Origin of the sequence: Leclercia adecarboxylata (genome assembly GCF_006874705.1) — a bacterium.
In the GTDB taxonomy this organism is placed as follows: domain Bacteria; phylum Pseudomonadota; class Gammaproteobacteria; order Enterobacterales; family Enterobacteriaceae; genus Enterobacter; species Enterobacter adecarboxylatus_C.
Map to the genome: position 1 here is coordinate 1,855,272 of NZ_CP035382.1, position 26,272 is coordinate 1,881,543.

Annotated in this window: 24 protein-coding genes; 11 read left to right on the top strand and 13 right to left on the bottom strand. The window is 55.4% G+C overall.

Annotated elements, in window-relative coordinates; genetic code table 11:
* The first annotated feature begins 59 nt into the window (after nt 1–59).
* The 6 genes from pstC to ES815_RS09885 all read left to right on the top strand — a co-directional run bounded on the left by pstC (nt 60) and on the right by ES815_RS09885 (nt 6,531).
* Complete coding sequence (pstC, locus tag ES815_RS09860; RefSeq protein ID WP_142487647.1) at nt 60–1,019, top strand: phosphate ABC transporter permease PstC; 960 nt, start codon at nt 60–62, stop codon at nt 1,017–1,019.
* Nucleotides 1,019–1,909: a phosphate ABC transporter permease PstA gene (gene pstA / locus ES815_RS09865; RefSeq protein WP_142487648.1), complete on the top strand. Its 891-nt coding sequence runs from the start codon at nt 1,019–1,021 to the stop codon at nt 1,907–1,909. Before pstC ends, pstA begins: the two co-directional genes overlap by 1 nt.
* Nucleotides 1,910–1,956: 47 nt before the next feature.
* Entirely contained in the window at nt 1,957–2,730 is a 774-nt protein-coding gene (gene pstB, locus ES815_RS09870; protein WP_142487649.1) for a phosphate ABC transporter ATP-binding protein PstB, read from the top strand.
* 13 nt (nt 2,731–2,743) lie between these two features.
* The gene (phoU, locus tag ES815_RS09875) at nt 2,744–3,469 is read left to right on the top strand and encodes a phosphate signaling complex protein PhoU (protein ID WP_103177617.1); all 726 of its coding nucleotides are present in this window, start codon (nt 2,744–2,746) and stop codon (nt 3,467–3,469) included.
* A gap of 328 nt (nt 3,470–3,797) precedes the next feature.
* Nucleotides 3,798–5,336 (top strand): carbohydrate porin, encoded by a 1,539-nt coding sequence (locus tag ES815_RS09880; protein WP_142487650.1) that lies wholly within the window; start codon nt 3,798–3,800, stop codon nt 5,334–5,336.
* Between the two features lie 34 nt (nt 5,337–5,370).
* Entirely contained in the window at nt 5,371–6,531 is a 1,161-nt protein-coding gene (locus ES815_RS09885) for an alpha/beta hydrolase (RefSeq protein WP_142490038.1), read from the top strand.
* A 40-nt stretch (nt 6,532–6,571) separates the two neighbouring features.
* Here ES815_RS09885 and yieH read toward each other — a convergent pair whose 3' ends face one another.
* Nucleotides 6,572–7,237 carry a 6-phosphogluconate phosphatase gene (gene yieH / locus ES815_RS09890; protein ID WP_142487651.1) on the bottom strand — a complete coding sequence of 222 codons (666 nt, stop codon included), beginning with the start codon at nt 7,235–7,237 and terminating at the stop codon, nt 6,572–6,574.
* Nucleotides 7,238–7,405: 168 nt separating this feature from the next.
* On the opposite strand from yieH, the gene ES815_RS09895 reads away from it, so the two are divergent.
* Nucleotides 7,406–8,740, top strand: coding sequence for an NCS2 family permease (locus tag ES815_RS09895; RefSeq protein ID WP_142487652.1), 1,335 nt, complete (start codon nt 7,406–7,408; stop codon nt 8,738–8,740).
* 41 nt (nt 8,741–8,781) lie between these two features.
* Here ES815_RS09895 and ES815_RS09900 read toward each other — a convergent pair whose 3' ends face one another.
* The 12 genes from ES815_RS09900 to rpmH all read right to left on the bottom strand — a co-directional run bounded on the left by ES815_RS09900 (nt 8,782) and on the right by rpmH (nt 19,608).
* Nucleotides 8,782–9,348, bottom strand: coding sequence for an NADPH-dependent FMN reductase (locus ES815_RS09900; RefSeq protein ID WP_142487653.1), 567 nt, complete (start codon nt 9,346–9,348; stop codon nt 8,782–8,784).
* Between the two features lie 20 nt (nt 9,349–9,368).
* The gene (locus ES815_RS09905) at nt 9,369–10,115 is read right to left on the bottom strand and encodes a 4'-phosphopantetheinyl transferase superfamily protein (RefSeq protein ID WP_142487654.1); all 747 of its coding nucleotides are present in this window, start codon (nt 10,113–10,115) and stop codon (nt 9,369–9,371) included.
* Nucleotides 10,116–10,258: 143 nt separating this feature from the next.
* A complete protein-coding gene (yidZ, locus tag ES815_RS09910) occupies nt 10,259–11,221 on the bottom strand; it encodes an HTH-type transcriptional regulator YidZ (RefSeq protein ID WP_142487655.1) in 963 nt (320 codons plus the stop codon).
* Entirely contained in the window at nt 11,190–12,365 is a 1,176-nt protein-coding gene (locus ES815_RS09915; RefSeq protein ID WP_142487656.1) for an MFS transporter, read from the bottom strand. The genes yidZ and ES815_RS09915 overlap by 32 nt, the downstream gene beginning before the upstream one ends.
* 130 nt (nt 12,366–12,495) lie before the next feature.
* Nucleotides 12,496–13,752 carry a low affinity tryptophan permease TnaB gene (gene tnaB / locus ES815_RS09920; RefSeq protein ID WP_142487657.1) on the bottom strand — a complete coding sequence of 419 codons (1,257 nt, stop codon included), beginning with the start codon at nt 13,750–13,752 and terminating at the stop codon, nt 12,496–12,498.
* Between the two features lie 90 nt (nt 13,753–13,842).
* Nucleotides 13,843–15,258: a tryptophanase gene (tnaA, locus tag ES815_RS09925; RefSeq protein ID WP_142487658.1), complete on the bottom strand. Its 1,416-nt coding sequence runs from the start codon at nt 15,256–15,258 to the stop codon at nt 13,843–13,845.
* Between the two features lie 229 nt (nt 15,259–15,487).
* On the bottom strand, nt 15,488–15,565 hold the full coding sequence (tnaC, locus tag ES815_RS24140) for a tryptophanase leader peptide (protein WP_138370951.1): 78 nt from the start codon (nt 15,563–15,565) through the stop codon (nt 15,488–15,490).
* A 194-nt stretch (nt 15,566–15,759) separates the two neighbouring features.
* A complete protein-coding gene (mnmE, locus tag ES815_RS09935; RefSeq protein WP_142487659.1) occupies nt 15,760–17,124 on the bottom strand; it encodes a tRNA uridine-5-carboxymethylaminomethyl(34) synthesis GTPase MnmE in 1,365 nt (454 codons plus the stop codon).
* Nucleotides 17,125–17,227: 103 nt separating this feature from the next.
* Nucleotides 17,228–18,868, bottom strand: coding sequence for a membrane protein insertase YidC (gene yidC / locus ES815_RS09940; protein ID WP_142487660.1), 1,641 nt, complete (start codon nt 18,866–18,868; stop codon nt 17,228–17,230).
* Between the two features lie 2 nt (nt 18,869–18,870).
* Nucleotides 18,871–19,128 carry a membrane protein insertion efficiency factor YidD gene (yidD, locus tag ES815_RS09945; RefSeq protein ID WP_132729115.1) on the bottom strand — a complete coding sequence of 86 codons (258 nt, stop codon included), beginning with the start codon at nt 19,126–19,128 and terminating at the stop codon, nt 18,871–18,873.
* Nucleotides 19,092–19,451, bottom strand: a complete 360-nt coding sequence (gene rnpA, locus ES815_RS09950) for a ribonuclease P protein component (protein WP_014072458.1) — start codon at nt 19,449–19,451, stop codon at nt 19,092–19,094. The genes yidD and rnpA overlap by 37 nt, the downstream gene beginning before the upstream one ends.
* A 16-nt stretch (nt 19,452–19,467) precedes the next feature.
* Entirely contained in the window at nt 19,468–19,608 is a 141-nt protein-coding gene (rpmH, locus tag ES815_RS09955; RefSeq protein WP_002220736.1) for a 50S ribosomal protein L34, read from the bottom strand.
* Between the two features lie 601 nt (nt 19,609–20,209).
* Between rpmH and dnaA the strand changes: the two genes are divergently transcribed.
* The 4 genes from dnaA to gyrB are packed head-to-tail and all read left to right on the top strand — an operon-like array spanning nt 20,210 to nt 26,234.
* Nucleotides 20,210–21,610, top strand: a complete 1,401-nt coding sequence (dnaA, locus tag ES815_RS09960; protein WP_142487661.1) for a chromosomal replication initiator protein DnaA — start codon at nt 20,210–20,212, stop codon at nt 21,608–21,610.
* A gap of 4 nt (nt 21,611–21,614) precedes the next feature.
* Nucleotides 21,615–22,718, top strand: coding sequence for a DNA polymerase III subunit beta (gene dnaN, locus ES815_RS09965; protein WP_032615539.1), 1,104 nt, complete (start codon nt 21,615–21,617; stop codon nt 22,716–22,718).
* Nucleotides 22,718–23,791, top strand: coding sequence for a DNA replication/repair protein RecF (gene recF, locus ES815_RS09970; protein WP_142487662.1), 1,074 nt, complete (start codon nt 22,718–22,720; stop codon nt 23,789–23,791). Before dnaN ends, recF begins: the two co-directional genes overlap by 1 nt.
* A 28-nt stretch (nt 23,792–23,819) precedes the next feature.
* Complete coding sequence (gene gyrB / locus ES815_RS09975; protein ID WP_142487663.1) at nt 23,820–26,234, top strand: DNA topoisomerase (ATP-hydrolyzing) subunit B; 2,415 nt, start codon at nt 23,820–23,822, stop codon at nt 26,232–26,234.
* Nucleotides 26,235–26,272: the final 38 nt, after the last annotated feature.

Consider the following 26,272-nt stretch of genomic DNA (forward strand, 5'->3'; position numbering starts at 1 on the left):
CGGTAAGCGTCAGCGCCACCGGGCATATTCGTAAGACGTCTCAAACAGAAGAGTAATTTATGGCTGCAACCAAGCCTGCATTTAACCCTCCGGGTAAAAAAGGTGACATGATTTTCAGCGCGCTGGTAAGACTGGCTGCGCTGATTGTGCTATTGCTGCTGGGCGGCATCATCGTGTCTCTGATTTTCTCCTCATGGCCGAGCATCCAGAAATTTGGTTTCTCCTTCCTGTGGACCAAAGAGTGGGATGCCCCGAACGATATCTACGGTGCGCTGGTGCCGATCTACGGCACGCTGGTGACCTCGTTTATCGCCCTGCTGATTGCCGTGCCGGTGAGCTTTGGTATCGCCCTGTTCCTGACTGAACTGGCGCCGAACTGGCTGAAGCGTCCGCTGGGTATCGCCATCGAGCTGCTGGCGGCGATCCCGAGTATCGTTTACGGCATGTGGGGCCTGTTTATCTTTGCGCCGCTGTTCGCGACTTACTTCCAGGAGCCGGTGGGCAACGTCCTCTCCGCCATCCCGTTTGTGGGCGCCCTTTTCTCCGGTCCGGCATTCGGTATCGGGATCCTGGCCGCAGGCGTCATCCTTGCCATCATGATTATTCCTTACATCGCGGCGGTGATGCGCGATGTCTTCGAACAAACCCCGGTGATGATGAAAGAGTCGGCCTACGGCATCGGCTGCACCACCTGGGAAGTTATCTGGCGTATCGTTCTGCCGTTCACCAAAAATGGGGTAATTGGCGGCGTCATGCTGGGTCTGGGCCGCGCGCTGGGTGAAACCATGGCCGTGACCTTTATCATCGGTAACACCTACCAGCTCGACAGCGCCTCGCTCTATATGCCGGGCAACAGCATCACCTCGGCGCTGGCTAACGAATTCGCTGAAGCGGAATCAGGCCTGCACGTTGCCGCGCTGATGGAACTGGGCTTAATTCTGTTTGTGATCACCTTCATCGTCCTGGCGATCTCCAAAGTGATGATCATGCGCCTGGCGAAAAATGAGGGGGCACGCTAATGGCAACGCTCGAAATGCAAAACACCGTGGAGCTGGCGGAATCTCGCCGCAAAATGCAGGCGAAGCGCCGCATGAAGAACCGCCTCGCGTTGACGCTCTCGATGGCGACGATGGCATTCGGTTTGTTCTGGCTGGTCTGGATCCTGTTCTCCACGGTAACGCGCGGTATCGACGGCATGTCGCTGGCGCTGTTCACCGAGATGACCCCGCCACCCAATACCGCCGGCGGCGGGCTGGCAAACGCCCTGGCGGGCAGCGGCCTGCTGATCCTGTGGGCGACCGTGTTCGGTACGCCGCTCGGCATCATGGCGGGGATCTATCTGGCGGAGTACGGCCGTAAATCCTGGATTGCGGAAGTGATCCGCTTCATTAACGACATTCTGCTCTCTGCCCCGTCGATTGTGGTCGGTCTGTTCGTCTACACCATCGTGGTGGCGCAGATGGAGCACTTCTCCGGCTGGGCCGGGGTGATTGCGCTGGCGCTGCTGCAGGTGCCTATCGTCATCCGTACCACCGAGAACATGCTGAAACTGGTACCGGACAGCCTGCGTGAAGCGGCCTACGCGCTGGGTACGCCGAAGTGGAAGATGATCTCTGCCATTACTCTGAAGGCGTCCATCTCCGGGATCCTGACCGGCGTACTGTTGGCTGTGGCCCGTATTGCCGGTGAAACCGCGCCGCTGCTCTTTACCGCGCTCTCCAACCAGTTCTGGAGCACGGACATGATGCAGCCGATTGCCAACCTGCCGGTGACCATCTTTAAATTTGCGATGAGCCCGTTTGCCGAATGGCAGTCGCTGGCCTGGGCCGGGGTCCTGATTATTACCCTGTGCGTACTGTTACTGAACATTCTGGCGCGCGTTATTTTCGCGAAGAAGAAACACGGTTAATTATTGACGGCGTGGCACTCTGCGGCGCCGGATGAGGAAATGAGTCAATGAGTATGGTCGATACTGCCCCGGGTAAACTTGCGGTTCGTGATCTGAACTTCTACTACGGCAAGTTCCATGCCCTGAAAAACATCAACCTGGATATTGCCAAAAACCAGGTTACGGCATTCATCGGTCCGTCGGGCTGCGGGAAATCCACGCTGCTGCGTACCTTTAACAAAATGTATTCACTCTATCCGGAGCAGCGCGCTGAAGGCGAGATCCTGCTGGACGGCGACAACATTCTGACCAATACCCAGGACATCGCCCTGCTGCGTGCGAAAGTGGGCATGGTGTTCCAGAAACCGACGCCGTTCCCGATGTCCATCTATGACAACATCGCCTTTGGCGTGCGCCTGTTTGAGAAGCTCTCCCGTGCCGATATGGACGAGCGCGTGCAGTGGGCCTTGACCAAGGCCGCATTATGGAACGAAACCAAAGATAAACTTCACCAGAGCGGATACTCTCTCTCCGGTGGTCAGCAGCAGCGTCTGTGCATTGCGCGTGGTATCGCCATTCGCCCGGAAGTGTTATTGCTGGATGAACCGTGCTCAGCGCTGGATCCGATCTCTACCGGCCGTATCGAAGAGCTGATCACCGAATTAAAACAGGATTACACCGTGGTGATCGTGACCCACAACATGCAGCAGGCTGCGCGTTGTTCTGACCACACGGCGTTTATGTACCTGGGCGAGTTGATTGAGTTCAGTAACACGGACGATCTGTTCACCAAACCCGCCAAAAAACAAACCGAAGATTATATTACTGGCCGCTACGGTTGATTTGGAGTTAACCATGGACAACCTCAATCTTAATAAACACATTTCCGGCCAGTTCAACGCAGAGCTGGAAAGTATCCGCACCCAGGTGATGACCATGGGCGGAATGGTCGAGCAGCAGCTTTCTGACGCGATCACCGCAATGCACAACCAGGACAGCGAGCTGGCGAAGCGCGTGGTGGAAGGTGACAAACACGTCAACATGATGGAAGTGGCGATCGACGAAGCCTGCGTGCGCATCATCGCCAAGCGTCAGCCGACGGCGAGCGACCTGCGTCTGGTCATGGCGATCATCAAAACCATCGCCGAGCTGGAACGTATTGGCGACGTGGCGGACAAAATCTGCCGCACCGCGCTGGAGAAGTTCTCCCAGCAGCACCAGCCGCTGCTGGTGAGCCTGGAGTCGCTGGGTCGCCACACCGTGCAGATGCTGCACGACGTGCTGGATGCCTTTGCGCGTATGGATCTGGATGAAGCGGTGCGTATTTACCGTGAAGACAAGAAGGTCGACCAGGAGTACGAAGGCATTGTACGTCAGCTGATGACCTACATGATGGAAGATACTCGCACCATCCCAAGCGTCCTGACCGCCCTGTTCTGCGCCCGCTCTATCGAGCGTATCGGTGACCGCTGCCAGAACATTTGCGAATATATCTTTTACTTCGTGAAAGGACAGGATTTCCGTCACGTCGGCGGGGATGAACTGGACAAAATGCTCGCCGGAAAAGATCCGAAAGAGTAATTTTTCCCCTAACGCCAGCTTTGCTGGCGTTATATTTAAATATCAAAATATTTCCTCTACGAATAACTCTTTTCCTCCCCACGTAATAACATTGCCGTCAGTCACATTTCAAACTTTTCCCGGTTGTTTTCTTTTGTCTTCTACCCTAAAACATCCCGATATTAACGCGAGCCACTGAAATACGTTAATGCGCTAATAACGTTATTAAGCAAAAATGGATTGTTACCGCTATTAAGCGGGCAAAACCTGAAAGTGATTATCTCCTGGCGGAGGCTAATCGCTTTCAGGTTTTTTTATTTTAAAAGATAAATTAACAGGGACTTATATTATGTTCAGGAGAACCCTTATTACCTCGGCCATTTTAATGATGGCACCTCTCGGTCAGGCCGTGTCTGCGCCATTAACGGTGGAGCAGCGCCTCGAATTACTGGAAAAGGCGCTAAAAGAGACTCAGGCAGAGCTTCAGCAGTATAAAGATAAGGAGATCGTCAAAACGCAGACCGCCCGCCCGGCGAAAAAACCCGACGCCGTACTGGTCAAAACAGAGGATGCCCATACCGAGGCGGTTTATTCCTCCATCACCATGAAAGACTTCAGTAAATTTGTGAAAGATGAAATTGGCTTTAGCTATAACGGCTATTTCCGCTCCGGCTGGGGCACCGCATCGCATGGTTCGCCAAAGTCCTGGGCCATTGGCTCCCTGGGGCGCTTCGGTAATGAATATTCGGGCTGGTTCGATTTGCAGCTTAAGCAGCGGGTCTATAACGAAGGCAATAAACGCGTCGATGCCATTGTGATGCTGGATGGCAACGTCGGCCAACAGTACTCCACCGGCTGGTTTGGCGATAACGCGGGCGGCGAAAACTATCTGCAATTTTCCGATATGTACGTGACTACCCAGGGGTTCCTGCCGTTTGCCCCGGAGGCCGATTTCTGGGTCGGGAAGCACGGTGCACCGAAGATCGAAATCCAGATGCTGGACTGGAAAACCCAACGAACGGATGCCGCAGCGGGCGTAGGGCTGGAAAACTGGAAAGTGGGACCCGGCAAGGTGGATATTGCGCTGGTGCGGGAAGACGTGGATGACTACGATCGCGAGCTCAAAAACAAGCAGCAGTTGAACACCAATACCATCGACCTGCGTTATAAAGAACTGCCGCTATGGGATAAAGCCTCGCTGATGGTCAGCGGGCGCTACGTCGCGGCCAATCAAAGCTCAGGCGAGAAGTATAACCAGGATAATAACGGCTATTATCCGTGGAAAGACACCTGGATGGTCGGCACCACCTTAACGCAAAAACTGGATAGCGGCGGATTTAATGAGTATTCCGTGCTGGTGGCGAATAACTCCATCGCCAGCAGCTTCTCGCGCTATGCCGGTTCCAGCCCTTTTACCACCTCCAACGGCAGATATTATGGCGACCATACCAACGGGACGGCGGTGCGCGTGACCTCGCAGGGCGAGATGTATCTACGGGATGACGTCATCATGGCCAGCGCGCTGGTGTACTCCTTCGGCAATGACGTTTACAGCTATGAAACCGGGGCCCATTCCGATTTCGAGTCCATTCGCGCCGTTGTGCGTCCGGCGTATATCTGGGATCAATATAATCAGTCAGGCGTTGAGCTGGGTTATTTCAAACAGCAAAACACCGATCTGACCGGCAAGAAATATTATGAATCAGGCTATAAAACCACGCTGTTCCATACTTTCAAAGTGAATACCAGTATGTTGACCTCCCGCCCGGAACTGCGTTTTTATGGCACTTATATTAAAGCCGAAGAGACGGAATTAGATAATTTCACCTTCGAAGACCAAAAAAAGGATCAGTTTGCCATTGGCGCGCAGGCTGAAATCTGGTGGTAACTGGATCGCATAAAGGACAATATTAATGAAAAGAATGAAAACAGCTTTATCCGTTATTACGCTCTGTCTTGCACTCGGCCCATCGGCTTTCGCGGCAGATCTTCCCGCTGCCCCGGATCCCGCTTATCCGCTGAGCCAGTATGTCACCCAGGTAAATGCCGATAATACGGTGACGTATCGCTACTTCGCCCCGGCGGCGAAAAGCGTATCGGTGGTGGTGGGGATCCCGACCCCGGAAAACATTCATCCGATGACCAAAGACGCTTCGGGTATCTGGAGCTGGCGGGGGCCGGTGATGCAGCCCAATCTGTATGAATATTTCTTCAACGTTGATGGTGTACGCAGTATTGATACCGGCACGGCAATGACCAAACCACAACGTCAGGTGAACACCAGCATGGTGCTGGTGCCGGGCAGTATTCTGGACGTTAACCCGGTCCCGCACGGCGATCTTATTACCCTGACCTATCATTCGGCGGCGCTAAAGTCGGAGCGTCAGCTTTTCGTCTGGACGCCGCCGGGCTACAGCGAACAGGGGAAACCGCTGCCGGTACTCTACTTCTATCACGGCTTTGGTGATACAGGGCGCTCGGCTATCGATCAGGGGCGTATTGCGCAGATTATGGATAACCTGCTCGCGGCCGGAAAGATTGCCCCGATGCTGGTGGTGGTGCCGGATACCGAAACCGACGCCGCCGGCATTGTGCCTGAAACCTTCGTGCCGAACGAGCGACGCAAAGCCTTCTATCCATTGAATGCCCAGGCTGCCGATCGGGAGCTGATGAACGACATCATACCGCTCATAAGCCAGCGGTTTAATGTGCGTGATGATGCCGAAGGACGTGCGCTGGCGGGGTTGTCCCAGGGTGGCTATCAGGCGCTGGTCTCCGGCATGAACCATCTTGAACGCTTTGGCTGGCTGGCCACCTTTAGCGGCGTCACTACTACCAGCGTACCGGATGCGGGCGTCAGCGCGCGGCTCAACGATCCGCAGGCCATCAATAAGCAGCTACGCAATTTCACCGTTGTGGTAGGTGAAAAAGATGCCGTGACGGGCAAGGATATCGCCGGGCTGAAGCAGGAGCTTGAGAAACGCCAGATTAAGTTCGACTATCACGAATATCCGGGTCTGAATCATGAGATGGATGTCTGGCGACCGGCCTATGCGGACTTCGTCCAGAAACTGTTTAAATAGCAAAAAGCCGTAAAGCGAGTCGCTTTACGGCTTATCAGGCTTAGCGGGTGATATTCCAGCCGCGCGCTTTCCACAGTTCCGGCAGCTGGCCCAGGTCGGTAAAGGTCGTCACCTTCGGATGGTCCAGCGGTGGGTTGTGCGGATCGGCGCAGAAGTAGAATACCTCCATGCCTGCGGCGATCCCCGCCTGCGCACCCGCGCTGGAGTCGTCCACCAGAATGCAGTTCTCCACGTTGACGTTCATCGCTTTCGCGGCATGGAACATCATGGCCGGATCGGGTTTCCAGCGCTGGATATCGTAGCCGCTGTACAGTTTTTCCGGGAAATGGTGCAGCATCTGCAGCTTGCCAAGAGAGTGCTGCATTTTGCTCACCGGGCCGTTAGAGACTACACACATCGGCACCGCCATTGAATCCAGCAGGGTGCTGGCTCCATTGATCGCTTCCAGTTCGGAGTCGAAGAGGCGTGCGACCTCGGCGCGGTAAACAGGCTCCAGATCCGCTTTCGCGAGGCTGACGCCGTGTTCGGCGTTAATGATGTCGATGATTTCGTAGAGCTTCACGCCCTTAAAGCGTTTAAACGTCTCTTCGAGATCGAGCGTGATACCAAATTCCTGGAACATGGTGACATACGCCCGGGAACAGATGACCTCACTGTCGACCAGCGTACCGTCGCAGTCGAAAAATACTGCATCAATCTGAGACATGCATTTCCCTTTCTTAACAAGTTTAACGTTTACGTGCTGCATAACGTTGAGACGCAATCGTTGCCGTATAAGCAAATTCAATGAAAAAAAGTGCCTCTCAACCGCCCCTATTGTCGCATTTTGGTATAGGATAGCGACGAATTTTCCCTCCTTGTTCGGAAATAGATGATGAGTCAACAACACACTACCCAGTCTTCTGGCACGGGTTTGCTTGAGCGCGTGTTTAAACTGCGCGAACACGGCACGACGGCACGCACCGAAGTGATCGCCGGTTTCACCACCTTCCTGACGATGGTCTATATCGTTTTTGTGAACCCGCAAATTCTGGGCGTTGCTGGCATGGATACCAGTGCCGTCTTCGTTACTACCTGCCTTATCGCCGCCTTCGGCAGCATCCTGATGGGGCTGTTCGCTAACCTGCCGGTTGCGCTGGCACCGGCGATGGGTCTGAACGCCTTCTTCGCCTTTGTGGTGGTCCAGGCGATGGGCCTGCCGTGGCAGGTGGGGATGGGCGCTATCTTCTGGGGTGCCGTCGGTCTGCTGATCCTGACCATTTTCCGCGTGCGTTACTGGATGATTGCCAATATCCCGGTCAGCCTGCGCGTGGGCATCACCAGCGGAATCGGCCTGTTCATCGGCATGATGGGGCTGAAAAACGCCGGTGTGATCGTGGCAAACCCGGAAACTCTGGTCAGCATCGGTAAACTGACCTCCCACAGCGTGCTGCTGGGCGTGCTGGGCTTCTTCATCATCGCGATTCTGGCCTCCCGCAACATCCACGCGGCGGTGCTGGTCTCCATTATCGTTACTACCCTGCTGGGCTGGATGCTGGGCGACGTGCACTACAGCGGCATCGTCTCTGCGCCGCCGAGCGTGACCACCGTGATTGGCCACGTCGATCTGGCGGGCTCGCTGAACCTGGGTCTGGCCGGGGTGATCTTCTCCTTTATGCTGGTGAACCTGTTTGACTCCTCCGGGACGCTGATTGGCGTGACCGACAAAGCCGGTCTGGCGGATGAGAAGGGCAAATTCCCGCGCATGAAGCAGGCGCTGTTCGTGGACAGTATCTCTTCCGTCACTGGCTCCTTTATCGGGACCTCGTCGGTGACCGCCTATATCGAATCCTCTTCCGGGGTGTCGGTTGGTGGCCGTACCGGTCTGACCGCGGTAGTGGTTGGCCTGCTGTTCCTGCTGGTGATCTTCCTTTCACCGCTGGCGGGCATGGTACCGCCGTATGCCGCCGCCGGTGCGCTGATCTACGTGGGCGTGCTGATGACCTCCAGCCTGTCGCGCGTGAAGTGGGACGACCTGACCGAAGCGGTTCCGGCGTTTATTACCGCGGTGATGATGCCGTTCAGCTTCTCTATTACCGAAGGGATTGCGCTGGGCTTTATCTCTTACTGCGTGATGAAGGCGGGCACCGGACGCTGGCGTGAAATCAGCCCGTGCGTGATGGTCGTTGCGCTGCTGTTCGTGCTGAAGATTGCGTTTATTGATGCCTGATAAACAGAAAGCCCCCTCCCTGTGGGAGGGGGCCGGACTGCTTACGCTTTAACCCGCTGAATATACTTCCCAAACGCGCTCAGCTGACCGGTCAGATGGTCCAGGGTGCTCTGATCAATCACTTCACCCGTCTGCGGGTCGACCTTGTTCTGAATCACGCCGCCCATAAATTCCGGCTTGTTCAACACCATCGCATCCAGGAACACCAGGATCTGGCGCAGATGATACTGACAGCGTGCGCCACCAATCGCGCCCATGGAGCTGGTCTGGATCAGCACCGGTTTACCCGCCAGCGGCTGTTCCGGCAGACGGGAGAGCCAGTCAATGGCGTTCTTCAGGCCACCCGGCACGGAATAGTTATATTCCGGAGTGACAATCACCACGCCGTCCGCTTCGCGGATCTGCGCTGCCAGCGCTTCTACCGCAGCCGGGAACCCCTCTTCCTGCTGCACATCCGCGTCGTACAGCGGAATATCGCCGATCGACGGCAGGGCGGTAATGTCCATGCCCTCGGGCGCCAGCTTCGGCAGCGTGCGGGCAACCATCCCGTTAAATGAACCTTTGCGCAGGCTTCCCAGTAACGTAACAACCTTTAACGTATCAGACATCACTACTCCTTCTTGAAAGGTCAGGTGAGAATAATCGCTTTTTCCGCCGGTAGACTGGTCAGGCGCATCAGGCGCGCGGCCGGTTCGTTCGCACGGGCGGGGACGTCCGGCAGACTCTGCCATCCGAGGCGGCTGTCGAACTCCCAAATTTTTAGCCGTTCAATGGCCGGAGTGACGGCGATAGACCAGATCAGAACATCTTCAGCGTCGCTTAAGGCTTCTACCTGTGCGGCTCTGGCGGCCCGTAGACGGCCGGAGCCCGGTAACAGTTGCAGCAGGCTGGCGCAGTCGCTGGCGTCGCCCGACAGCTTACGGATGCTCTGACGCAGAGTAATCAGCTGCGCTCTGGCTTCGTGGGGGTCGTTCTGGTTGCGCACCCATAAGTTCTCGTTGCTGGAGAGCGGGTAGGTGTCATGGGCGTGAGAGCCATCCGGGCTGCGGAGCGCCCGCTGCAGCTCCATATCCAGACCGCAATCGCCTTCTGTTGTCAGCGCCAGGCCCACGATATTGCCAGCGTAGGCAATGGAAAAGCGGGGAAGCTCCGGATCGGCGAACACAGGGCGACCCTCTGGTTCGGTAATCACCTTCGGCAGCTCGCTGGTGCCGTAAAGCATAAACAATAGTTCAGCGAGCAACATCCGGGAAGCCAGAAACCGTGTGCGGCGATGTTCAGGAAGCATCCGCGCTTCGTTTTGACAGTTTAAAGAGAGTCTGGTTGAAACCAGCCGCCCCTCGGTCAGCGTCCCTCTTGCAAAATGCGTAGCCATTTTTCGCTCCGTGATAATGGTCAGTCGTCAGGTTAAACGGTTACATGATTATCGCTTAACTCGCTTACTGTTTTAATGGCTAAATGGGAGTAAGGGAAGTTTTGCGGCGGAACTTTACATTTTCTTAGGCGAAAACAAGGCGTCTAACGCAACGGCGGGCCGTATAACGCCTTGATGGTCTTTCTCAGCCAGAGGATTTTGGGGTTGTGGCTGTTACGCTTATGCCAGATCAGGGTGAAGGGCACGGTGAGCTTCAGTGCCTGCGCCTCATCAATGGGGATCGGTAGGGTAACCAGCTGCCGCTGGTGGAGCTGATTGTAGTGATGGCAGTAGTGCGGGGCGGTGGCAATGTAGTTATGGCCCGGCTGCGCCGCCATAAACATCGATTGCTCAAAGCCGGGCAGGCTCATGGCGATATTGCGCGTACGCCCCATCTCTCTCAGCACTTCATCCAGCGCCCAGGTGTCGCTACGCTCCCAGAAGATACTGATATGCGGATAGCGCAGGAAGGTTTCGAGGTTCCACTCCTCCTGTAGCGCAGGATGATCTTCGCGCAGATAGACGCACGGGCGATCGCTGAACAAAATTTCGTAGTCAATAAACCACGGCATCAGCTTTAACAGCTCGCGGGAGCGGGGATGTGTTTCGCGCCCGGTAAAGCCGAGATCGACCTCCCCGCGGGTTATGGCGTCCAGCGAATCATAATCCCAGTGGCGCATCTTCACCGTGGCCTGCGGATAGCGCTGGTTCACCTGTTCCAGCAGGGCATTAAAGCGGATCAGCATCAGCGGGGTTTCCGCCGCCAGCTCAAACGTCAGGCCGCCGGGGGAGTCAGGGTGAAATTTATCGAGGATCTGGTTGCCTATCTGCATCCAGTCGGCCAGATCCTGTTCCAGACTCACCGTCAGCGGCGTCGGCAGCAGCCCCAGCGGAGTCTTCACAAACAGCGGATCGTCAAACCAGTCGCGCAGCTTCGCCAGCGATTTACTCACCGCGGAAGGGGTAACGTTCATCCGTTTCGCGGCCTTGGTGACGCTGCGTTCCTGCAGCAAAAGCTGCAGGCACAACAACAGGTTAAGATCGAGACTGCTGAGGGGCTTCTTCATGATGCGCTGCGGGCCGGATAAACAAAAGTAGGGTGATGCAGAGCATGCTACAGCCAATCAGCACCCCGATCAGCATATTCAGCGCATTGAGTCCCATTATGGCTGCCAGCCAAATCCATAGCGAAGAGCCGCAGACCTGGGCGATACCCAGCACCGAGCTGGCTACGCCTGCACGCAGCGAGAACGGGCCGAGTGCCTGACTCATCGCCACGCCAAAGCCGACGGAGAACCCGGCGCAAATCAGGGTAATACCGACAAGCATCATCGCCTGTGAACCGGCGGTCGCCAGAATCACACCTGCCGCCAGGAACAGCGCCTGGGAGGTCAGCATCAAGGTGCGCTGGCGGAAGATGTTCAGCGCAAACGGCGTCGAGAACGAGACCGCCATACTGACCAGCGCGGTTAAGGCCATCACCGTGGAATATTCTCCGCGATCGAAGCCCATCACTTCCATCAGCAACACCGGGGAAACGTTTACATAGGTGAGGATCACCGCCACGCTCAGGGTGGTGACCAGCAACCGGCTGATGAAGAAGCGGTTGAGCAGCTTCTCGTCAGGCGGGACAGACGCGCTATGCTCCCGGTTTTGCGCTCCGGGGTGGGTCTCTTTCAGTACCGCGATCGACAGGATAAAGACCAGCATCCCCATCGCCGCCATCGTCCAGAAAAGGCTCTGCCACGGAAACTGCAGCATAATCAGGTAACCCACCACCGGCGCCAGCACCGGGATAATGCAGGTGATGCCGTTCATCATGGAGAGCACTTTGGCGCGACGCTGGGTGCTTAAGGTATCGCGCAGGATGGCAAAAGCCACCACGTAGCAGCCGCCTGCGCCGACGCCCTGGATAAAGCGTCCGGTAAGGAATAGCGAACTCTCCTCTGCCATTGAACAGAGCACGGAGGCCAGTGCAAAAATCACCGCCCCGGTAATGGCGACCGGCTGCCGTCCGGCTTTATCGGCAATCTTTCCGGCAAACACCATTGATGACGCCATCCCCGCCAGGTAGGCCGAAAACGCGATATGCAGCTGCGCTTCACTGGCACCCAGATCGCGGGCGATGTGTGGCAAACCCACCAGATACATATCAATGCCCGATGGATAAAGCAGCACCAGCGCAAAACTACAAAACAGAAAACGAGCCATAACCCCCCCATAAAGTCAGGCATGAAGCATAGGGGGAGAAAGGGAAGGTGGCGAGTTGCCATTTGGACAAAGGTGATTTCCTGACAGGAAATCACCTTCTGATGAGAACCTTGCAGAGGTTCAGTCAGCTTCAGCCAAAGCGCGGTAAGAAATGGAAGGTATTACCGAACCAGCAAACGATGACCAGGATACCGAACAGGATCACTATCGACGGGACAACCATGCCGCCCCAGACGGTGAAGGTCTTATTCGGGAATTTTTGTCTCGCTTTCAGCGCCAGGATTGCCGGGACAATCACCGCCCATATGGTGGCGCACAATCCCGCCCCGCCAATACCGTAGATAAACCCGTTCGGGAAGATCAGGTAGAGCAGGGTGGGCGGCAGGAAGGTCAGCATAATCGTTTTCAGGCGACCAGACGGTGAATTATCGAGTTTAAAGAGGTCGGCAAGATAATCGAACAGGCCTAAGGTGACCCCGAAGAACGAGCTGGCCACTGCTAAATTGGAGAAAACCAGTAAGCAAAATTCAATCACCCCATGCTGTCGGGTACCGAGGAAGGATTTTACCAGCGAGTCAACATTGCCCCCGGACGAGATGATCTCCTTGAAGCTGTCGCGTGTAATGTTCCCCATCGTGCAATAGAGCCAGAACAGGTAGATAAAAAGGGCCAGCAGCGAGCCATAGACAAGGCTTTTTATCAGTTTATCTTTTCGCTTGCCGTAGCAGATGATCAGGCTGGGAATGTTGCCATGAAACCCAAACGATGCCAGACAGACGGGCAGGGCCATAAAGATATAGGGGAAGTAGGTGGTATTGCTGGCCGGCGTAACGTTGATGTCTCGTAAGATTGAATAATCGACCTGAAAGAAGAAGGAGCCGAACACAACGATAAAGGCGATGATCTTAATACCTAAAAACAGCGAGGTAATGCGGCTGGCCGCCAGTGAGCTAAACCACAGTACGCCTGCCACGAAGATTGCCGTACAGACACCCACTATCCGGGGATTAACATGGGTCCCCTGATTCATGGCAATGGTTTCACTGATGATGGCACCGTTTGCGGAGATATAAGCATACGTCAGGATATAAAGTACAAAGGCGACCGTGAAACCGCTGACGATATTCCATTTATTGCCAAGCAGATCTTTGGTGATGGTATTGAAACTGGAACCGACGGGATAGTTTAAATTTGCTTCTAACAATAATAGCCCGGAGTGGAGCATTGAAAACCAGGCGATAATTAAAATAAACGCGCCCCAAAAAAACCAGGCTCCCGCCAGATCCACGGGTAAGGCAAACATTCCCCCGCCAATAACGGTACCTGCTATAACCATGACACCCCAAACCGATGAGTGTTTAGTCTCTAATTCTAAAGCGTTATCCATGGTGCCCCCATCAATTATGGTAAGCCTGATGTTATTGAACTATTTATTTTGCGGGCGGCTAAAATCATTTAGCCACCCGGGGACAGAAGGTTAAACTTCTTTGAGTCTGGCAGTGAAGTGACGTAATACTTTAGGTTCGTAGGTAAAGGTTAATCCTTTAATATTCATCGCATTTTCTTTCACATGTTTAAAAGCTTCGACGATGAAATCCATATGCGATTGCGTATAGGTGGCGCGCGGAATGGTTAAACGCAGCAGCTCTGCCGGGCAGGGTAACTGCTTACCGGTTTTCGGATCGCGGCCCAGTAAGAACGAGCCAATTTCCACTGCCCGAATACCGGCCACTTTGTATAACTCACAGGCCAGCGCCTGCGCCGGGAACTGCTCTGCAGGAATATGCGGCAAGAGCTTACCGGCATCCACAAAGGCCGCATGTCCGCCCGCCTGCTGGCAAATCACGCCGATGGCTTCCAGGCCGTCGACCAGGTACTGCACCTGATTAATACGGTATGCCAGCCAGTCCTGGCCCATGCCGTCGTGCAGGCCGACCGCCAGACGCTCCATGGCGCCGCCTTCAAGACCGCCATAGGTCGGGAAGCCCTCCTGGACGACGCACAATGTTCTGCACTCGGTATAGACGTCGAAATAGTCGTCATTCTTAATGCAAAGCAGGCCGCCCATCGGCACCATGGCATCTTTTTTAGCCGACATGGCCAGCATATCCGCGTACTTGTACGTCTCCCGGGTAATTTCCGCGATAGTCCAGTCTTTATATTCCGCTTCACGTTTTTGAATGAAGTATGCATTTTCGGCGAAGCGCGCGGAATCCATCACCACCGGAATATCGTATTTTCTGGCAATCGCGTACATCGCCTTCAGGTTTGCCAGCGACACCGGCTGCCCACCGGCGGAGTTGCTGGTAATGGTCGCGACAATATAAGGGACGTTGCCCGGCCCCACTTCTTCGATGCCGTTTTCCAGACCCTGAAGGTCAAAGTTACCTTTAAAATCGTAACGGATGCCGGTATCAAAGGCTTCCTTGATATACACGTTGCGCACGGTGCAGCCATTTATCTGGCTATGTCCCTGGGTGGTATCAAAAAAGTAATTAGAAAAGGCGACCATTTTCGAGCGGTCTAATCCCTTCTCCTGCTCGCGCTTTTTAATGAGCACCGGAATATAGATCTGCTCGGCGCCGCGTCCCTGATGGGTCGGGATAGTGTATTGATAACCAAAAATCTCTTTCACCGCATCGGACAGCGCATAATAGCTGCGGCTTCCGCTATAGGCTTCGTCACCGCGCAGCATGGCGGCCTGCATATTCTGTGTGACCGCGCCGGTGCCGCTGTCGGTCAGCAAATCAATAAATACGTCTTCACTATCCAACAGGAAGGGGTTCATACCCGATTTAATAATCGCGTTGTCGCGATGCTCCCTTGTGGTGCGCTTAACTGGCTCAATAACTCTGATGCGAAATGGCTCTGGCAAATGTTTGAAGTTTTCCATTATATAATTCCTGTTTTTATCGCAGCGGTGCTGGTGGCTATTTTTAATAACCATTAATACAGGCATGCCCGGGCCCGCTATATCGCCACACGACCGGGAGAATATATCTCACGGATCGAGGCGTGCAGAGGCACAATTGCAGCCATACGGGCGCAATAATTTCAGGCATACCGGATAAATAGAGTATTCGTCTATTCAGGTTGCATAGAGAATGAGAGGCGAAGGGAGATTACGGATGGTGATTGACAATTTTATTGTCAATATTGAACCACTTAGAAGTGATATATGTATTTAAGATAATCGTCATTGATTTATCCTCATTAGACACGCTACTACACTATTCGAATGAGAATATTTGTCTATGTGCAGAGATATTAATTGTGATTGTAATCACAGAGAATATAACAGATATATTTGGTATTTATTCAGGTAATATAGAAAAGGAAAAAGCCGCAATAACAGGGATGTTATGCGGCTTTTTAGCAGAGGGCTGAAACGGGTTTATTTCCCGATGCAGAAACTGGAGAAGATGCGTCCCAGCAGGTCATCCGAGGTAAACTCCCCGGTGATCTCGCTTAACGCCTGCTGCGCCAGACGCAGCTCTTCCGCCAGCAGTTCTCCGGCCCAGGCACCGAGCAGCTGGGCTTTGCCCTGATCCAGATGCATCGCCGCCTGCTCCAGCGCCTGCAAATGGCGACGACGGGCAAGGAAACCGCCCTCCATGCTGGTATCAAAGCCCATACTCTGCTTGAGATGGTTACGCAGGTCATCCACGCCCTCACCGGTACGCGCCGACAGGCGAATCAGTGAGTAACCATTCACATCGTTGATGCCCAGCGTTTCGCCGGTAACGTCCGCTTTGTTACGTACCACGGTGATCGGCAGTTTAGCCGGCAGACGGGCGATAAAGTCCGGCCAGATCTCTGCCGGGTCAACGGCATCGGTCGTTGTACCGTCTACCATAAACAGCACGCGGTCGGCCTGCTCGATCTCCTGCCAGGCGCGCTCGATACCGATGCGCTCAACTTCGTCGCTGGCATCGCGCAGACCGGCGGTATCAATGATGTGCAGCGGCATACCGTCGATATGGATATGCTCGCGCAGAACGTCGCGGGTTGTACCGGCAATGTCGGTGACAATCGCCGCTTCACGGCCCGCCAGCGCGTTCAGCAGGCTTGATTTCCCGGCATTGGGACGCCCGGCAATCACCACCTTCATTCCTTCGCGTAGCAGGCTGCCCTGACGCGCTTCGGCGCGTACCGCATCGAGATCGTTCATCACGTCGTTAAGCTGGGCTTCGATTTTGCCATCGGAGAGGAAATCGATCTCCTCATCCGGGAAATCAATGGCCGCTTCCACGTAGATCCGCAGGTGAGTAAGTGCTTCCACAAGATGGTTTACGCGGGCAGAGAAGGCCCCCTGCAGCGAGTTCAGTGCCGAGCGTGCTGCCTGTTCGGAACTGGCATCAATCAGGTCGGCAATCGCCTCGGCCTGGGCCAGATCGAGCTTATCGTTCAGGAAGGCGCGCTCGGAGAACTCGCCCGGTTTCGCAATGCGCAGGCCCGGCAGGGTCAGAATGCGTTTCAGCAGCAGGTCGAGGATCACCGGCCCGCCGTGGCCCTGCAGTTCGAGCACGTCTTCACCGGTAAAGGAGTTCGGGCCCGGGAACCACAGCGCGATGCCCTGGTCCAGCGCCGTGCCGTCTTTATCTTTAAACGGCAGATAGTCGGCGTAGCGTGGCTTTGGCAGTTTCCCCAGCACCGCTTCTGCCACCTCGCGCGCCTTCAGGCCGGAGATACGCAGAATGCCCACACCACCGCGTCCCGGTGGGGTTGCCTGGGCGACGATAGTGTCGTTTTGGCTCATGGTTTGTCTCTTCTTAATGCAATAAAAAAGGCGGTCCATAGACCGCCCTTTAATTTATGTTCCGTTTGCCGGGTGGCGCTTCGCTTACCCGGCCTACTTAAAGTCAGGAATTTTTCTTCTCGCGGCTATGCAGGCCACGTTTTTCCAGACCACGGTAGATCAGCTGCTGCTGAAGGATAGTTACCAGGTTGCTGACGATATAGTACAGCACCAGACCTGACGGGAACCACAGGAAGAACACGGTGAAGATGACCGGCATAAAGGTCATGATCTTCTGCTGCATCGGGTCGGTCACGGTGGTTGGCGACATCTTCTGGATGAAGAACATCGTCACGCCCATCAGGATCGGCAGGATGTAGTACGGGTCCTGTGCGGACAGGTCATGGATCCACAGTGCGAACGGCGCATGGCGCAGCTCAACGGAGCCCATCAGCATGTAGTACAGCGCAAGGAAGATTGGCATCTGGATGAGCAGCGGGAAGCAGCCACCCAGTGGGTTCACTTTCTCGGCTTTGTACAGGGCCATCATCTCCTGGCTCTGACGCTGTTTGTCATCGCCCAGACGCTCACGCATAGCCTGAATCTTCGGCTGCAGCATACGCATCTTCGCCATGGAGGTGTACTGCGCTTTAGTCAGCGGGTACATGATGCCACGAACGATAAAGGTGATAACGATGATGGAGAAGCCCCAGTTGCCCAGGAAGCTATGGATCCACTTCAGCAGTTTGAACAGCGGCTGAGAGATGAACCACAACCAACCGTAGTCTACGGTCAGATCCAGGTGCGGTGCCACGGCAGCCATTTTATCCTGGATTTCCGGACCGACCCACAGGGTGCTGCCCAGCGTACCGGTTTGACCCGGCTGAATCAGAACCGGCTCAGACTTATAGCCGATAGCGGCAACGCCGTTCAGGTTGGCAGTGTAGAAGTTGTTGGAGCCAGCGTTGTTCGGCACCCATGCCGTCGCGAAATACTGTTGCAGCATCGCTACCCAACCGCCTTTTGAGCTGACGTTCAGGTTTTCGTTATCGGCGATGGTGTCGAATTTGTATTTCTCGTACTTGGTATCTGGCGTGGAGTACGCAGCGCCACGGAAGGTATGCAACGCGAAGTTGTTGCTTCCGGTGTCACGGTGCGACGGCAGATTGATGGTTTGCTTCAGCTGGCCAAAGGGGGAGAGTTCCAGCGGTTTCGCGCCGGTGTTCTGCACGTTATAGCCCACGTTCACCGCATACTCACCGCGTTTCAGGGTGAAGGTTTTGGTGAAGGTGTTGCCCGCAGCATCGGTGTAAGTCATCGGGATCGCGAGTTCGTTCTGGCCATCAGCCAGCACAAACGCATCTTTATCGACGTTATACAGCGGACGTGCGCCGTTAGCCGGGTTATCCGGGCCATCACGACCGGTCAGGCCGCTCTGCGCCTGGTAGATAAACTGCGGCGTGGTTTCCAGTAACTGGAACGGCTCGTTAGAACCGAGCTCTTTCGGGTAAGTTACCAGTTGTGCCTGCTCAACATCACCACCACGGGTGTTGATAGTCAGCTCAAGCACATCGGTCTTAACCGTAATCAGTTTACCCTGGCCACTGGCCGGTACGCCCTGGTCGGCGGCGCTACCCGCTGCGGTGGTCGTTGTCTGCGTGACCTGCTGCTGAGGTTGAGGATTTTTATCCTGCTCCCAAGCCTGGAAGATCATGAAAGACACGAACAACAAAGCGATGATAAGAAGATTGCGTTGCGAATCCATCGTTAGTGTTCTCTGGTATCAAAAGGTCCTGGGGGGACGGGATCGTCTCCACCTGGGTGTAAAGGGTGGCATTTTAATACGCGTTTCACCGTCAACCAACTGCCTTTTATCATTCCAAACCTGCGCAATGCCTCAATTCCGTAGCTTGAGCAGGTCGGCGTGAAACGGCAGTGTGGCCCGAGTAGCGGACTAATCAGGCGTTGATAGACCCGGATAAGGCCGATCAGGACCCGTGAGCCAGGCGACAGTGGCGGCGCCATAATTTTTCCAACGCTTCCGAGAGAGCACGGTTATCGAGGTCGGCAACCCCTTTTTTAGCCACCACCACGAAATCCATAGAAGGCAGTTCATGTTGACGTAAACGGAAGCTTTCACGCGTCAGACGTTTAATCCGATTGCGTTCATGCGCACGCTTAACGTTTTTCTTGGCGACAGTGAGACCGATACGGGGATGCCCCAGCGAATTTTGGCGGCCGAGGATGGTGATTTGCGGCGTGCCAGCCCGTTGTGGCTGCTGGAAGACGAAAGTGAAATGAGTGGGAGTTAACAAACGTAACTCCCTGGGAAATGCTAGCTTAACCACGCAGGGGTTAGCTTAATTACTTGGAAACGGTCAGACGTGAACGGCTTTTAGCACGACGACGTGCCAGAACCTGACGACCATTTTTAGTAGCCATACGAGCACGGAAGCCGTGAGAACGGTTGCGCTTCAGTACAGACGGTTGAAAAGTGCGTTTCATGGCGATTTCTACCTAAACTTGAATAAATTCAATGACTTTTTATGGAGTCCGAACGAATAACGAACACTGGACGCCGAAGCCATGGGTGATTAAAGAGGCCGGATTGTAATAATTGTACACTCCGGAGTCAATTCTCTTTCCTTATTTCCCGCGTCTTTCCGCACGTTTTTAGCGTGCAAATTGAGCAGCATCAGACGCAGGTCTTCGAGTCCCACGCGCCGGGTGGGGAATTATACGGGCTCCAGGGCAAATCGCAAGGATCGTCCAGGATCTTCGTTAGATCATTTAAGCAAAAAATGGTCGTTACTCATTAATTTTTCCAATATGCGGCCTAAATCGTGGGGGCGGTTCATCAGGATCGTTTACACTTACCCCGTTTCGATCCTCCTGTGGATAAATCGGGAAGAAACTGTGAGAAACAGAAGATCTCTGGCGCAGTTTAGGCTATGATCCGCGGTCCCGATCGGATCCCAGGATCCTGGTCGGGCAAAAACCGCAAAGAGCGGTTCGCACGTCCCCCTTAAACGCCGGGTCTTTTCGACGTGTGTCTACAATCATGACTATTCAATAGCTTTCTTTTTATGTTCGAGTGGAGTCCGCCGTGTCACTTTCGCTTTGGCAGCAGTGTCTTGCCCGATTGCAGGATGAGTTACCAGCCACAGAATTCAGTATGTGGATCCGCCCGTTGCAGGCGGAACTGAGCGATAACACGCTGGCTTTGTATGCGCCAAACCGTTTTGTGCTCGATTGGGTCAGGGACAAATACCTCAATAACATCAATGGACTGCTAAACGAATTTTGCGGTGCCGATGCCCCACAGCTGCGTTTCGAAGTGGGCACAAAACCGGTCACCCAAACCCTCAGAGAGACCGTTAACGTCGCCGCTGCACCCGCGCAAACCGCGCAGGTTCAGATGCCGCGTGTCGCCCCTGCGCCACGGGCTGGCTGGGATAACGTTCCGGCCCCGGCAGAGCCGACCTACCGCTCTAACGTTAACGTCAAACACACCTTTGATAACTTCGTCGAAGGTAAATCGAACCAGCTGGCGCGCGCGGCGGCCCGTCAGGTAGCGGATAACCCGGGCGGCGCCTATAACCCGCTGTTCCTTTATGGCGGTACCGGTCTGGGTAAAACGCACCTCCTGCACGCGGTGGGTAACGGCATCATGGCGCGTAAGCCGAATGCCAAAGTGGTGTATATGCACTCCGAGCGCTTCGTTCAGGACATGGTTAAAGCCCTGCAAAACAACGCGATCGAAGAGTTTAAACGCTACTACCGCTCCGTTGATGCGCTGCTGATCGATGACATTCAATTCTTTGCCAATAAAGAACGATCTCAGGAAGAGTTTTTCCACACCTTCAACGCCCTGCTGGAAGGCAATCAGCAGATCATTTTGACCTCGGATCGTTATCCAAAAGAGATCAACGGGGTTGAGGATCGTCTGAAATCCCGCTTCGGCTGGGGGCTGACGGTAGCGATCGAACCACCGGAGCTGGAAACCCGCGTGGCGATCCTGATGAAAAAGGCCGACGAGAACGATATTCGTCTGCCGGGCGAGGTGGCGTTCTTTATTGCCAAACGCCTGCGTTCCAACGTCCGTGAGCTGGAAGGCGCACTGAACCGCGTGATCGCGAACGCCAACTTCACCGGACGGGCGATCACTATCGATTTCGTGCGTGAAGCGCTGCGCGATCTGCTGGCATTGCAGGAAAAACTGGTCACCATCGACAATATTCAGAAGACGGTGGCGGAGTACTACAAAATTAAAGTGGCGGACTTGCTGTCCAAACGCCGTTCCCGCTCGGTGGCGAGACCGCGTCAGATGGCGATGGCGCTGGCAAAGGAACTGACCAACCACAGCCTGCCGGAAATCGGCGATGCGTTTGGTGGCCGTGACCATACTACCGTGCTGCACGCCTGTCGTAAGATCGAGCAGTTGCGTGAAGAAAGCCACGACATAAAAGAAGACTTCTCCAATTTAATCAGAACATTATCTTCGTGACGCTATGAAATTTACCGTTGAACGTGAACACTTATTAAAACCGCTGCAACAGGTGAGCGGCCCCTTAGGCGGCCGCCCGACGCTGCCTATTCTCGGTAACCTGCTGCTGCAGGTCGCAGACGGCACGCTGTCTTTGACCGGCACCGATCTCGAGATGGAAATGGTCGCACGCGTGACGCTTTCTCAGCCTCACGAAGCGGGCGCAACCACCGTTCCGGCGCGTAAGTTCTTTGATATCTGCCGTGGCCTGCCTGAAGGGGCGGAAATTGCCGTGCAGCTGGAAGGCGACCGCATGCTGGTGCGCTCCGGCCGCAGCCGTTTCTCGCTCTCCACGCTCCCGGCTATCGACTTCCCGAACCTCGATGACTGGCAGAGCGAAGTTGAATTCACCCTGCCGCAGGCGACCATGAAGCGCCTGATTGAAGCCACCCAGTTCTCGATGGCGCATCAGGACGTGCGTTACTACTTAAACGGGATGCTGTTCGAAACCGAAGGTGAAGAGCTGCGTACCGTGGCCACCGACGGCCACCGCCTGGCGGTCTGCTCCATGCCGATTGGCGTGAGCCTGCCGAACCATTCGGTGATCGTACCGCGTAAAGGCGTGATTGAGCTGATGCGTATGCTCGACGGCGGCGAAACCCCGCTGCGCGTGCAGATCGGCAGCAACAATATTCGCGCCCACGTTGGTGACTTTATCTTCACCTCCAAGCTGGTGGATGGTCGTTTCCCGGACTACCGCCGCGTATTGCCGAAGAACCCGGACAAAACGCTGGAAGCGGGCTGCGATATTCTCAAGCAGGCCTTTGCCCGTGCGGCGATCCTCTCCAACGAGAAGTTCCGCGGCGTGCGCCTGTATGTCAGCGAAAACCAGCTGAAGATCACCGCCAACAACCCGGAGCAGGAAGAGGCTGAAGAGATCCTCGATGTTACCTATGCGGCGGGCACCGAAATGGAAATCGGCTTTAACGTGAGTTACGTGCTGGATGTGCTGAATGCGCTGAAGTGCGAGAACGTGCGTATTCTGCTGACGGACTCCGTGTCGAGCGTACAGATTGAAGATGCTGCCAGCCAAAGCGCGGCTTATGTTGTCATGCCAATGAGACTGTAATGTCGCTCACCCGCCTGTTGATCCGCGACTTTCGCAATATCGAAAGCGCGGATCTTGCTTTATCCCCCGGCTTTAATTTCCTGGTTGGCGCCAACGGCAGCGGCAAAACCAGCGTGCTGGAAGCCATCTATACGCTCGGCCATGGTCGGGCGTTTCGCAGTTTGCAGATTGGCCGCGTAATTCGCCACGAGCAAGAGTCGTTCATCCTGCATGGGCGTTTGCAGGGCGAGGATCATGAAACCGCCATCGGCCTGACCAAAGACAAGCAGGGTGACAGCAAGGTGCGCATCGACGGCACCGACGGGCACAAAGTGGCCGAGCTGGCGCTGCTGATGCCGATGCAGCTGATCACTCCCGAGGGGTTTACTTTACTCAACGGCGGCCCCAAATACAGAAGAGCCTTCCTTGACTGGGGATGCTTCCATAACGAAGCGGGCTTCTTTACCGCCTGGAGCAACCTTAAACGGCTACTCAAGCAGCGCAATGCCGCGCTGCGCCAGGTTACCCGCTATGCCCAACTGCGGGCGTGGGACAAAGAGCTGATCCCGTTGGCCGAGCAGATCAGCCGCTGGCGCGCCGAGTACAGCGCCGGGATCGCACAGGACATGGCGGATACCTGCCAACAGTTTTTACCCGAGTTCTCTCTGAGCTTCTCCTTCCAGCGCGGCTGGGAGAAAGAGACCGACTATGCCGAGGTGCTGGAGCGAAGCTTCGAGCGCGATCGGATGCTGACCTACACCGCGCACGGCCCGCACAAGGCGGATTTCCGCATTCGTGCCGACGGTGCGCCGGTGGAAGATACTTTATCACGCGGGCAGCTCAAGCTTCTGATGTGCGCGCTGCGCCTGGCGCAGGGCGAGTTCTTAACCCGCGAAAGCGGACGACGCTGCCTGTACCTGATTGATGATTTTGCCTCGGAACTTGACGACGCACGGCGCGGGCTGCTTGCCAGCCGCTTAAAAGCCACGCAGTCGCAGGTTTTCGTCAGTGCGATTAGCGCTGAACACGTAATGGACATGTCGGACAAAAATTCGAAGATGTTCACCGTGGAAAAGGGTAAAATAACGGATTAACCCAAGAATAAATGAGCGAGAAACGTTGATGTCGAATTCTTATGACTCCTCCAGTATCAAAGTCCTGAAAGGGCTGGATGCGGTGCGTAAGCGCCCGGGTATGTATATCGGCGACACGGATGACGGCACCGGTCTGCACCACATGGTATTTGAGGTTGTGGATAACGCTATCGACGAAGCGCTCGCGGGTCACTGTAAAGACATCGTGGTGACCATCCACGCCGACAACTCCGTCTCCGTCACCGATGATGGCCGTGGCATCCCGACCGGTATCCACCCGGAAGAGGGCGTCTCCGCGGCGGAAGTGATCATGACCGTCCTGCACGCAGGCGGTAAGTTCGATGACAACTCCTATAAAGTCTCCGGCGGCCTGCACGGCGTTGGCGTCTCTGTGGTTAACGCCCTGTCGCAGAAGCTGGAGCTGCTGATCCGTCGCGAAGGCAAAGTGCATCAGCAAACCTACGTGCACGGCGTACCGCAGGCTCCGCTGGCGGTTACCGGTGAAACTGACGTGACCGGGACGCAGGTCCGTTTCTGGCCAAGCCATGAAACCTTCACCAACGTCACCGAGTTTGAATATGACATTCTGGCCAAGCGTCTGCGCGAGCTGTCGTTCCTGAACTCCGGCGTCTCTATCCGCCTGCGCGACAAGCGCGACGGCAAAGAAGATCACTTCCATTACGAAGGCGGGATCAAGGCGTTCGTTGAGTACCTGAACAAGAACAAAACGCCAATTCACCCGAATATCTTCTATTTCTCCACCGAAAAAGACGGTATCGGCGTTGAAGTTGCGCTGCAGTGGAACGACGGTTTCCAGGAAAACATCTACTGCTTTACCAACAACATCCCGCAGCGCGATGGCGGTACGCACCTGGTCGGCTTCCGTACGGCGATGACCCGTACCCTGAACGCCTACATGGATAAAGAAGGCTACAGCAAAAAAGCGAAAGTCAGCGCCACCGGTGACGATGCCCGTGAAGGCCTGATTGCTGTTGTCTCCGTGAAGGTGCCGGATCCGAAGTTCTCCTCGCAGACCAAAGACAAGCTGGTCTCCTCCGAGGTGAAATCGGCGGTGGAACAGCAGATGAACGAGCTGCTGAGCGAATACCTGCTGGAAAACCCGTCCGACGCCAAAATCGTGGTCGGCAAAATTATCGATGCGGCGCGTGCCCGTGAAGCGGCGCGTAAAGCCCGTGAAATGACCCGTCGTAAAGGCGCGCTGGATCTGGCTGGCCTGCCGGGCAAACTGGCGGACTGCCAGGAACGCGACCCGGCGCTGTCCGAACTGTACCTCGTGGAAGGGGACTCCGCGGGCGGTTCTGCGAAGCAGGGCCGTAACCGTAAGAACCAGGCGATCCTGCCGCTGAAGGGTAAAATCCTTAACGTTGAGAAGGCGCGCTTCGACAAGATGCTCTCCTCTCAGGAAGTGGCGACGCTGATCACCGCTTTGGGCTGCGGCATTGGCCGTGACGAGTACAACCCGGACAAGCTGCGCTATCACAGCATCATCATCATGACCGATGCGGACGTCGACGGCTCGCACATCCGTACGCTGCTGTTGACCTTCTTCTACCGTCAGATGCCGGAAATCGTTGAGCGTGGCCACGTCTACATTGCCCAGCCGCCGCTGTACAAAGTGAAGAAAGGCAAGCAGGAACAGTACATCAAAGACGACGAAGCGATGGATCAGTACCAGATCGCTATCGCCCTTGACGGTGCGACCCTGCACGCCAACTCAAGCGCCCCGGCGCTGGCGGGTGAACCGCTGGAGCGTCTGGTGTCTGAGTACAACGCGACCCAGAAGATGATTGGCCGCATGGAGCGTCGCTTCCCGCGCACGCTGCTGAAAGCGCTGGTCTATCAGCCGACGCTGGCCGAAGCTGACCTCAGCAGCGAGCAGGCCGTGACCCGTTGGGTGAACACCCTGGTGACCGATCTGAACGAGAACGAGCAGCACGGCAGCCAGTGGAAGTTCGACGTTAACGAGAACAGCGAACTGAACCAGTTCGAGCCGGTGATCCGCGTGCGTACCCACGGTGTGGATACCGACTATCCGCTGGATCAGGAGTTCGTGACCGGTGCGGAATACCGTCGTATCTGTACCCTCGGCGAGAAGCTGCGCGGCCTGATCGAAGACGATGCCTTTATCGAGCGCGGTGAGCGCCGTCAGCCGGTGGCCAGCTTCGAGCAGGCGCTGGAGTGGCTGGTGAAAGAGTCCCGTCGTGGCCTCTCCATTCAGCGTTATAAAGGTCTGGGCGAGATGAACCCGGATCAGCTGTGGGAAACCACCATGGATCCGGAAAGCCGCCGCATGCTGCGCGTCACCGTAAAAGACGCGATTGCAGCGGACCAGCTGTTCACCACCCTGATGGGCGATGCGGTTGAACCACGTCGTGCCTTTATCGAAGAGAACGCCCTGAAAGCGGCGAACATCGATATCTAATGTAACGCCCCGCGTTCCAGGCCCGGTAAGCGCTAGCG

What these genes read in the sequence shown, in the direction of transcription:
- pstC (WP_142487647.1), top strand. Translation starts at nt 60, where the DNA reads ATGGCTGCAACCAAGCCTGCATTTAACCCTCCGGGTAAAAAAGGTGAC.
- pstA (WP_142487648.1), top strand. Translation starts at nt 1,019, where the DNA reads ATGGCAACGCTCGAAATGCAAAACACCGTGGAGCTGGCGGAATCTCGC.
- pstB (WP_142487649.1), top strand. Translation starts at nt 1,957, where the DNA reads ATGAGTATGGTCGATACTGCCCCGGGTAAACTTGCGGTTCGTGATCTG.
- phoU (WP_103177617.1), top strand. Translation starts at nt 2,744, where the DNA reads ATGGACAACCTCAATCTTAATAAACACATTTCCGGCCAGTTCAACGCA.
- ES815_RS09880 (WP_142487650.1), top strand. Translation starts at nt 3,798, where the DNA reads ATGTTCAGGAGAACCCTTATTACCTCGGCCATTTTAATGATGGCACCT.
- ES815_RS09885 (WP_142490038.1), top strand. Translation starts at nt 5,371, where the DNA reads ATGAAAACAGCTTTATCCGTTATTACGCTCTGTCTTGCACTCGGCCCA.
- yieH (WP_142487651.1), bottom strand. Translation starts at nt 7,237, where the DNA reads ATGTCTCAGATTGATGCAGTATTTTTCGACTGCGACGGTACGCTGGTC.
- ES815_RS09895 (WP_142487652.1), top strand. Translation starts at nt 7,406, where the DNA reads ATGAGTCAACAACACACTACCCAGTCTTCTGGCACGGGTTTGCTTGAG.
- ES815_RS09900 (WP_142487653.1), bottom strand. Translation starts at nt 9,348, where the DNA reads ATGTCTGATACGTTAAAGGTTGTTACGTTACTGGGAAGCCTGCGCAAA.
- ES815_RS09905 (WP_142487654.1), bottom strand. Translation starts at nt 10,115, where the DNA reads ATGGCTACGCATTTTGCAAGAGGGACGCTGACCGAGGGGCGGCTGGTT.
- yidZ (WP_142487655.1), bottom strand. Translation starts at nt 11,221, where the DNA reads ATGAAGAAGCCCCTCAGCAGTCTCGATCTTAACCTGTTGTTGTGCCTG.
- ES815_RS09915 (WP_142487656.1), bottom strand. Translation starts at nt 12,365, where the DNA reads ATGGCTCGTTTTCTGTTTTGTAGTTTTGCGCTGGTGCTGCTTTATCCA.
- tnaB (WP_142487657.1), bottom strand. Translation starts at nt 13,752, where the DNA reads ATGGATAACGCTTTAGAATTAGAGACTAAACACTCATCGGTTTGGGGT.
- tnaA (WP_142487658.1), bottom strand. Translation starts at nt 15,258, where the DNA reads ATGGAAAACTTCAAACATTTGCCAGAGCCATTTCGCATCAGAGTTATT.
- tnaC (WP_138370951.1), bottom strand. Translation starts at nt 15,565, where the DNA reads ATGACGATTATCTTAAATACATATATCACTTCTAAGTGGTTCAATATT.
- mnmE (WP_142487659.1), bottom strand. Translation starts at nt 17,124, where the DNA reads ATGAGCCAAAACGACACTATCGTCGCCCAGGCAACCCCACCGGGACGC.
- yidC (WP_142487660.1), bottom strand. Translation starts at nt 18,868, where the DNA reads ATGGATTCGCAACGCAATCTTCTTATCATCGCTTTGTTGTTCGTGTCT.
- yidD (WP_132729115.1), bottom strand. Translation starts at nt 19,128, where the DNA reads ATGGCGCCGCCACTGTCGCCTGGCTCACGGGTCCTGATCGGCCTTATC.
- rpmH (WP_002220736.1), bottom strand. Translation starts at nt 19,608, where the DNA reads ATGAAACGCACTTTTCAACCGTCTGTACTGAAGCGCAACCGTTCTCAC.
- dnaN (WP_032615539.1), top strand. Translation starts at nt 21,615, where the DNA reads ATGAAATTTACCGTTGAACGTGAACACTTATTAAAACCGCTGCAACAG.
- recF (WP_142487662.1), top strand. Translation starts at nt 22,718, where the DNA reads ATGTCGCTCACCCGCCTGTTGATCCGCGACTTTCGCAATATCGAAAGC.
- gyrB (WP_142487663.1), top strand. Translation starts at nt 23,820, where the DNA reads ATGTCGAATTCTTATGACTCCTCCAGTATCAAAGTCCTGAAAGGGCTG.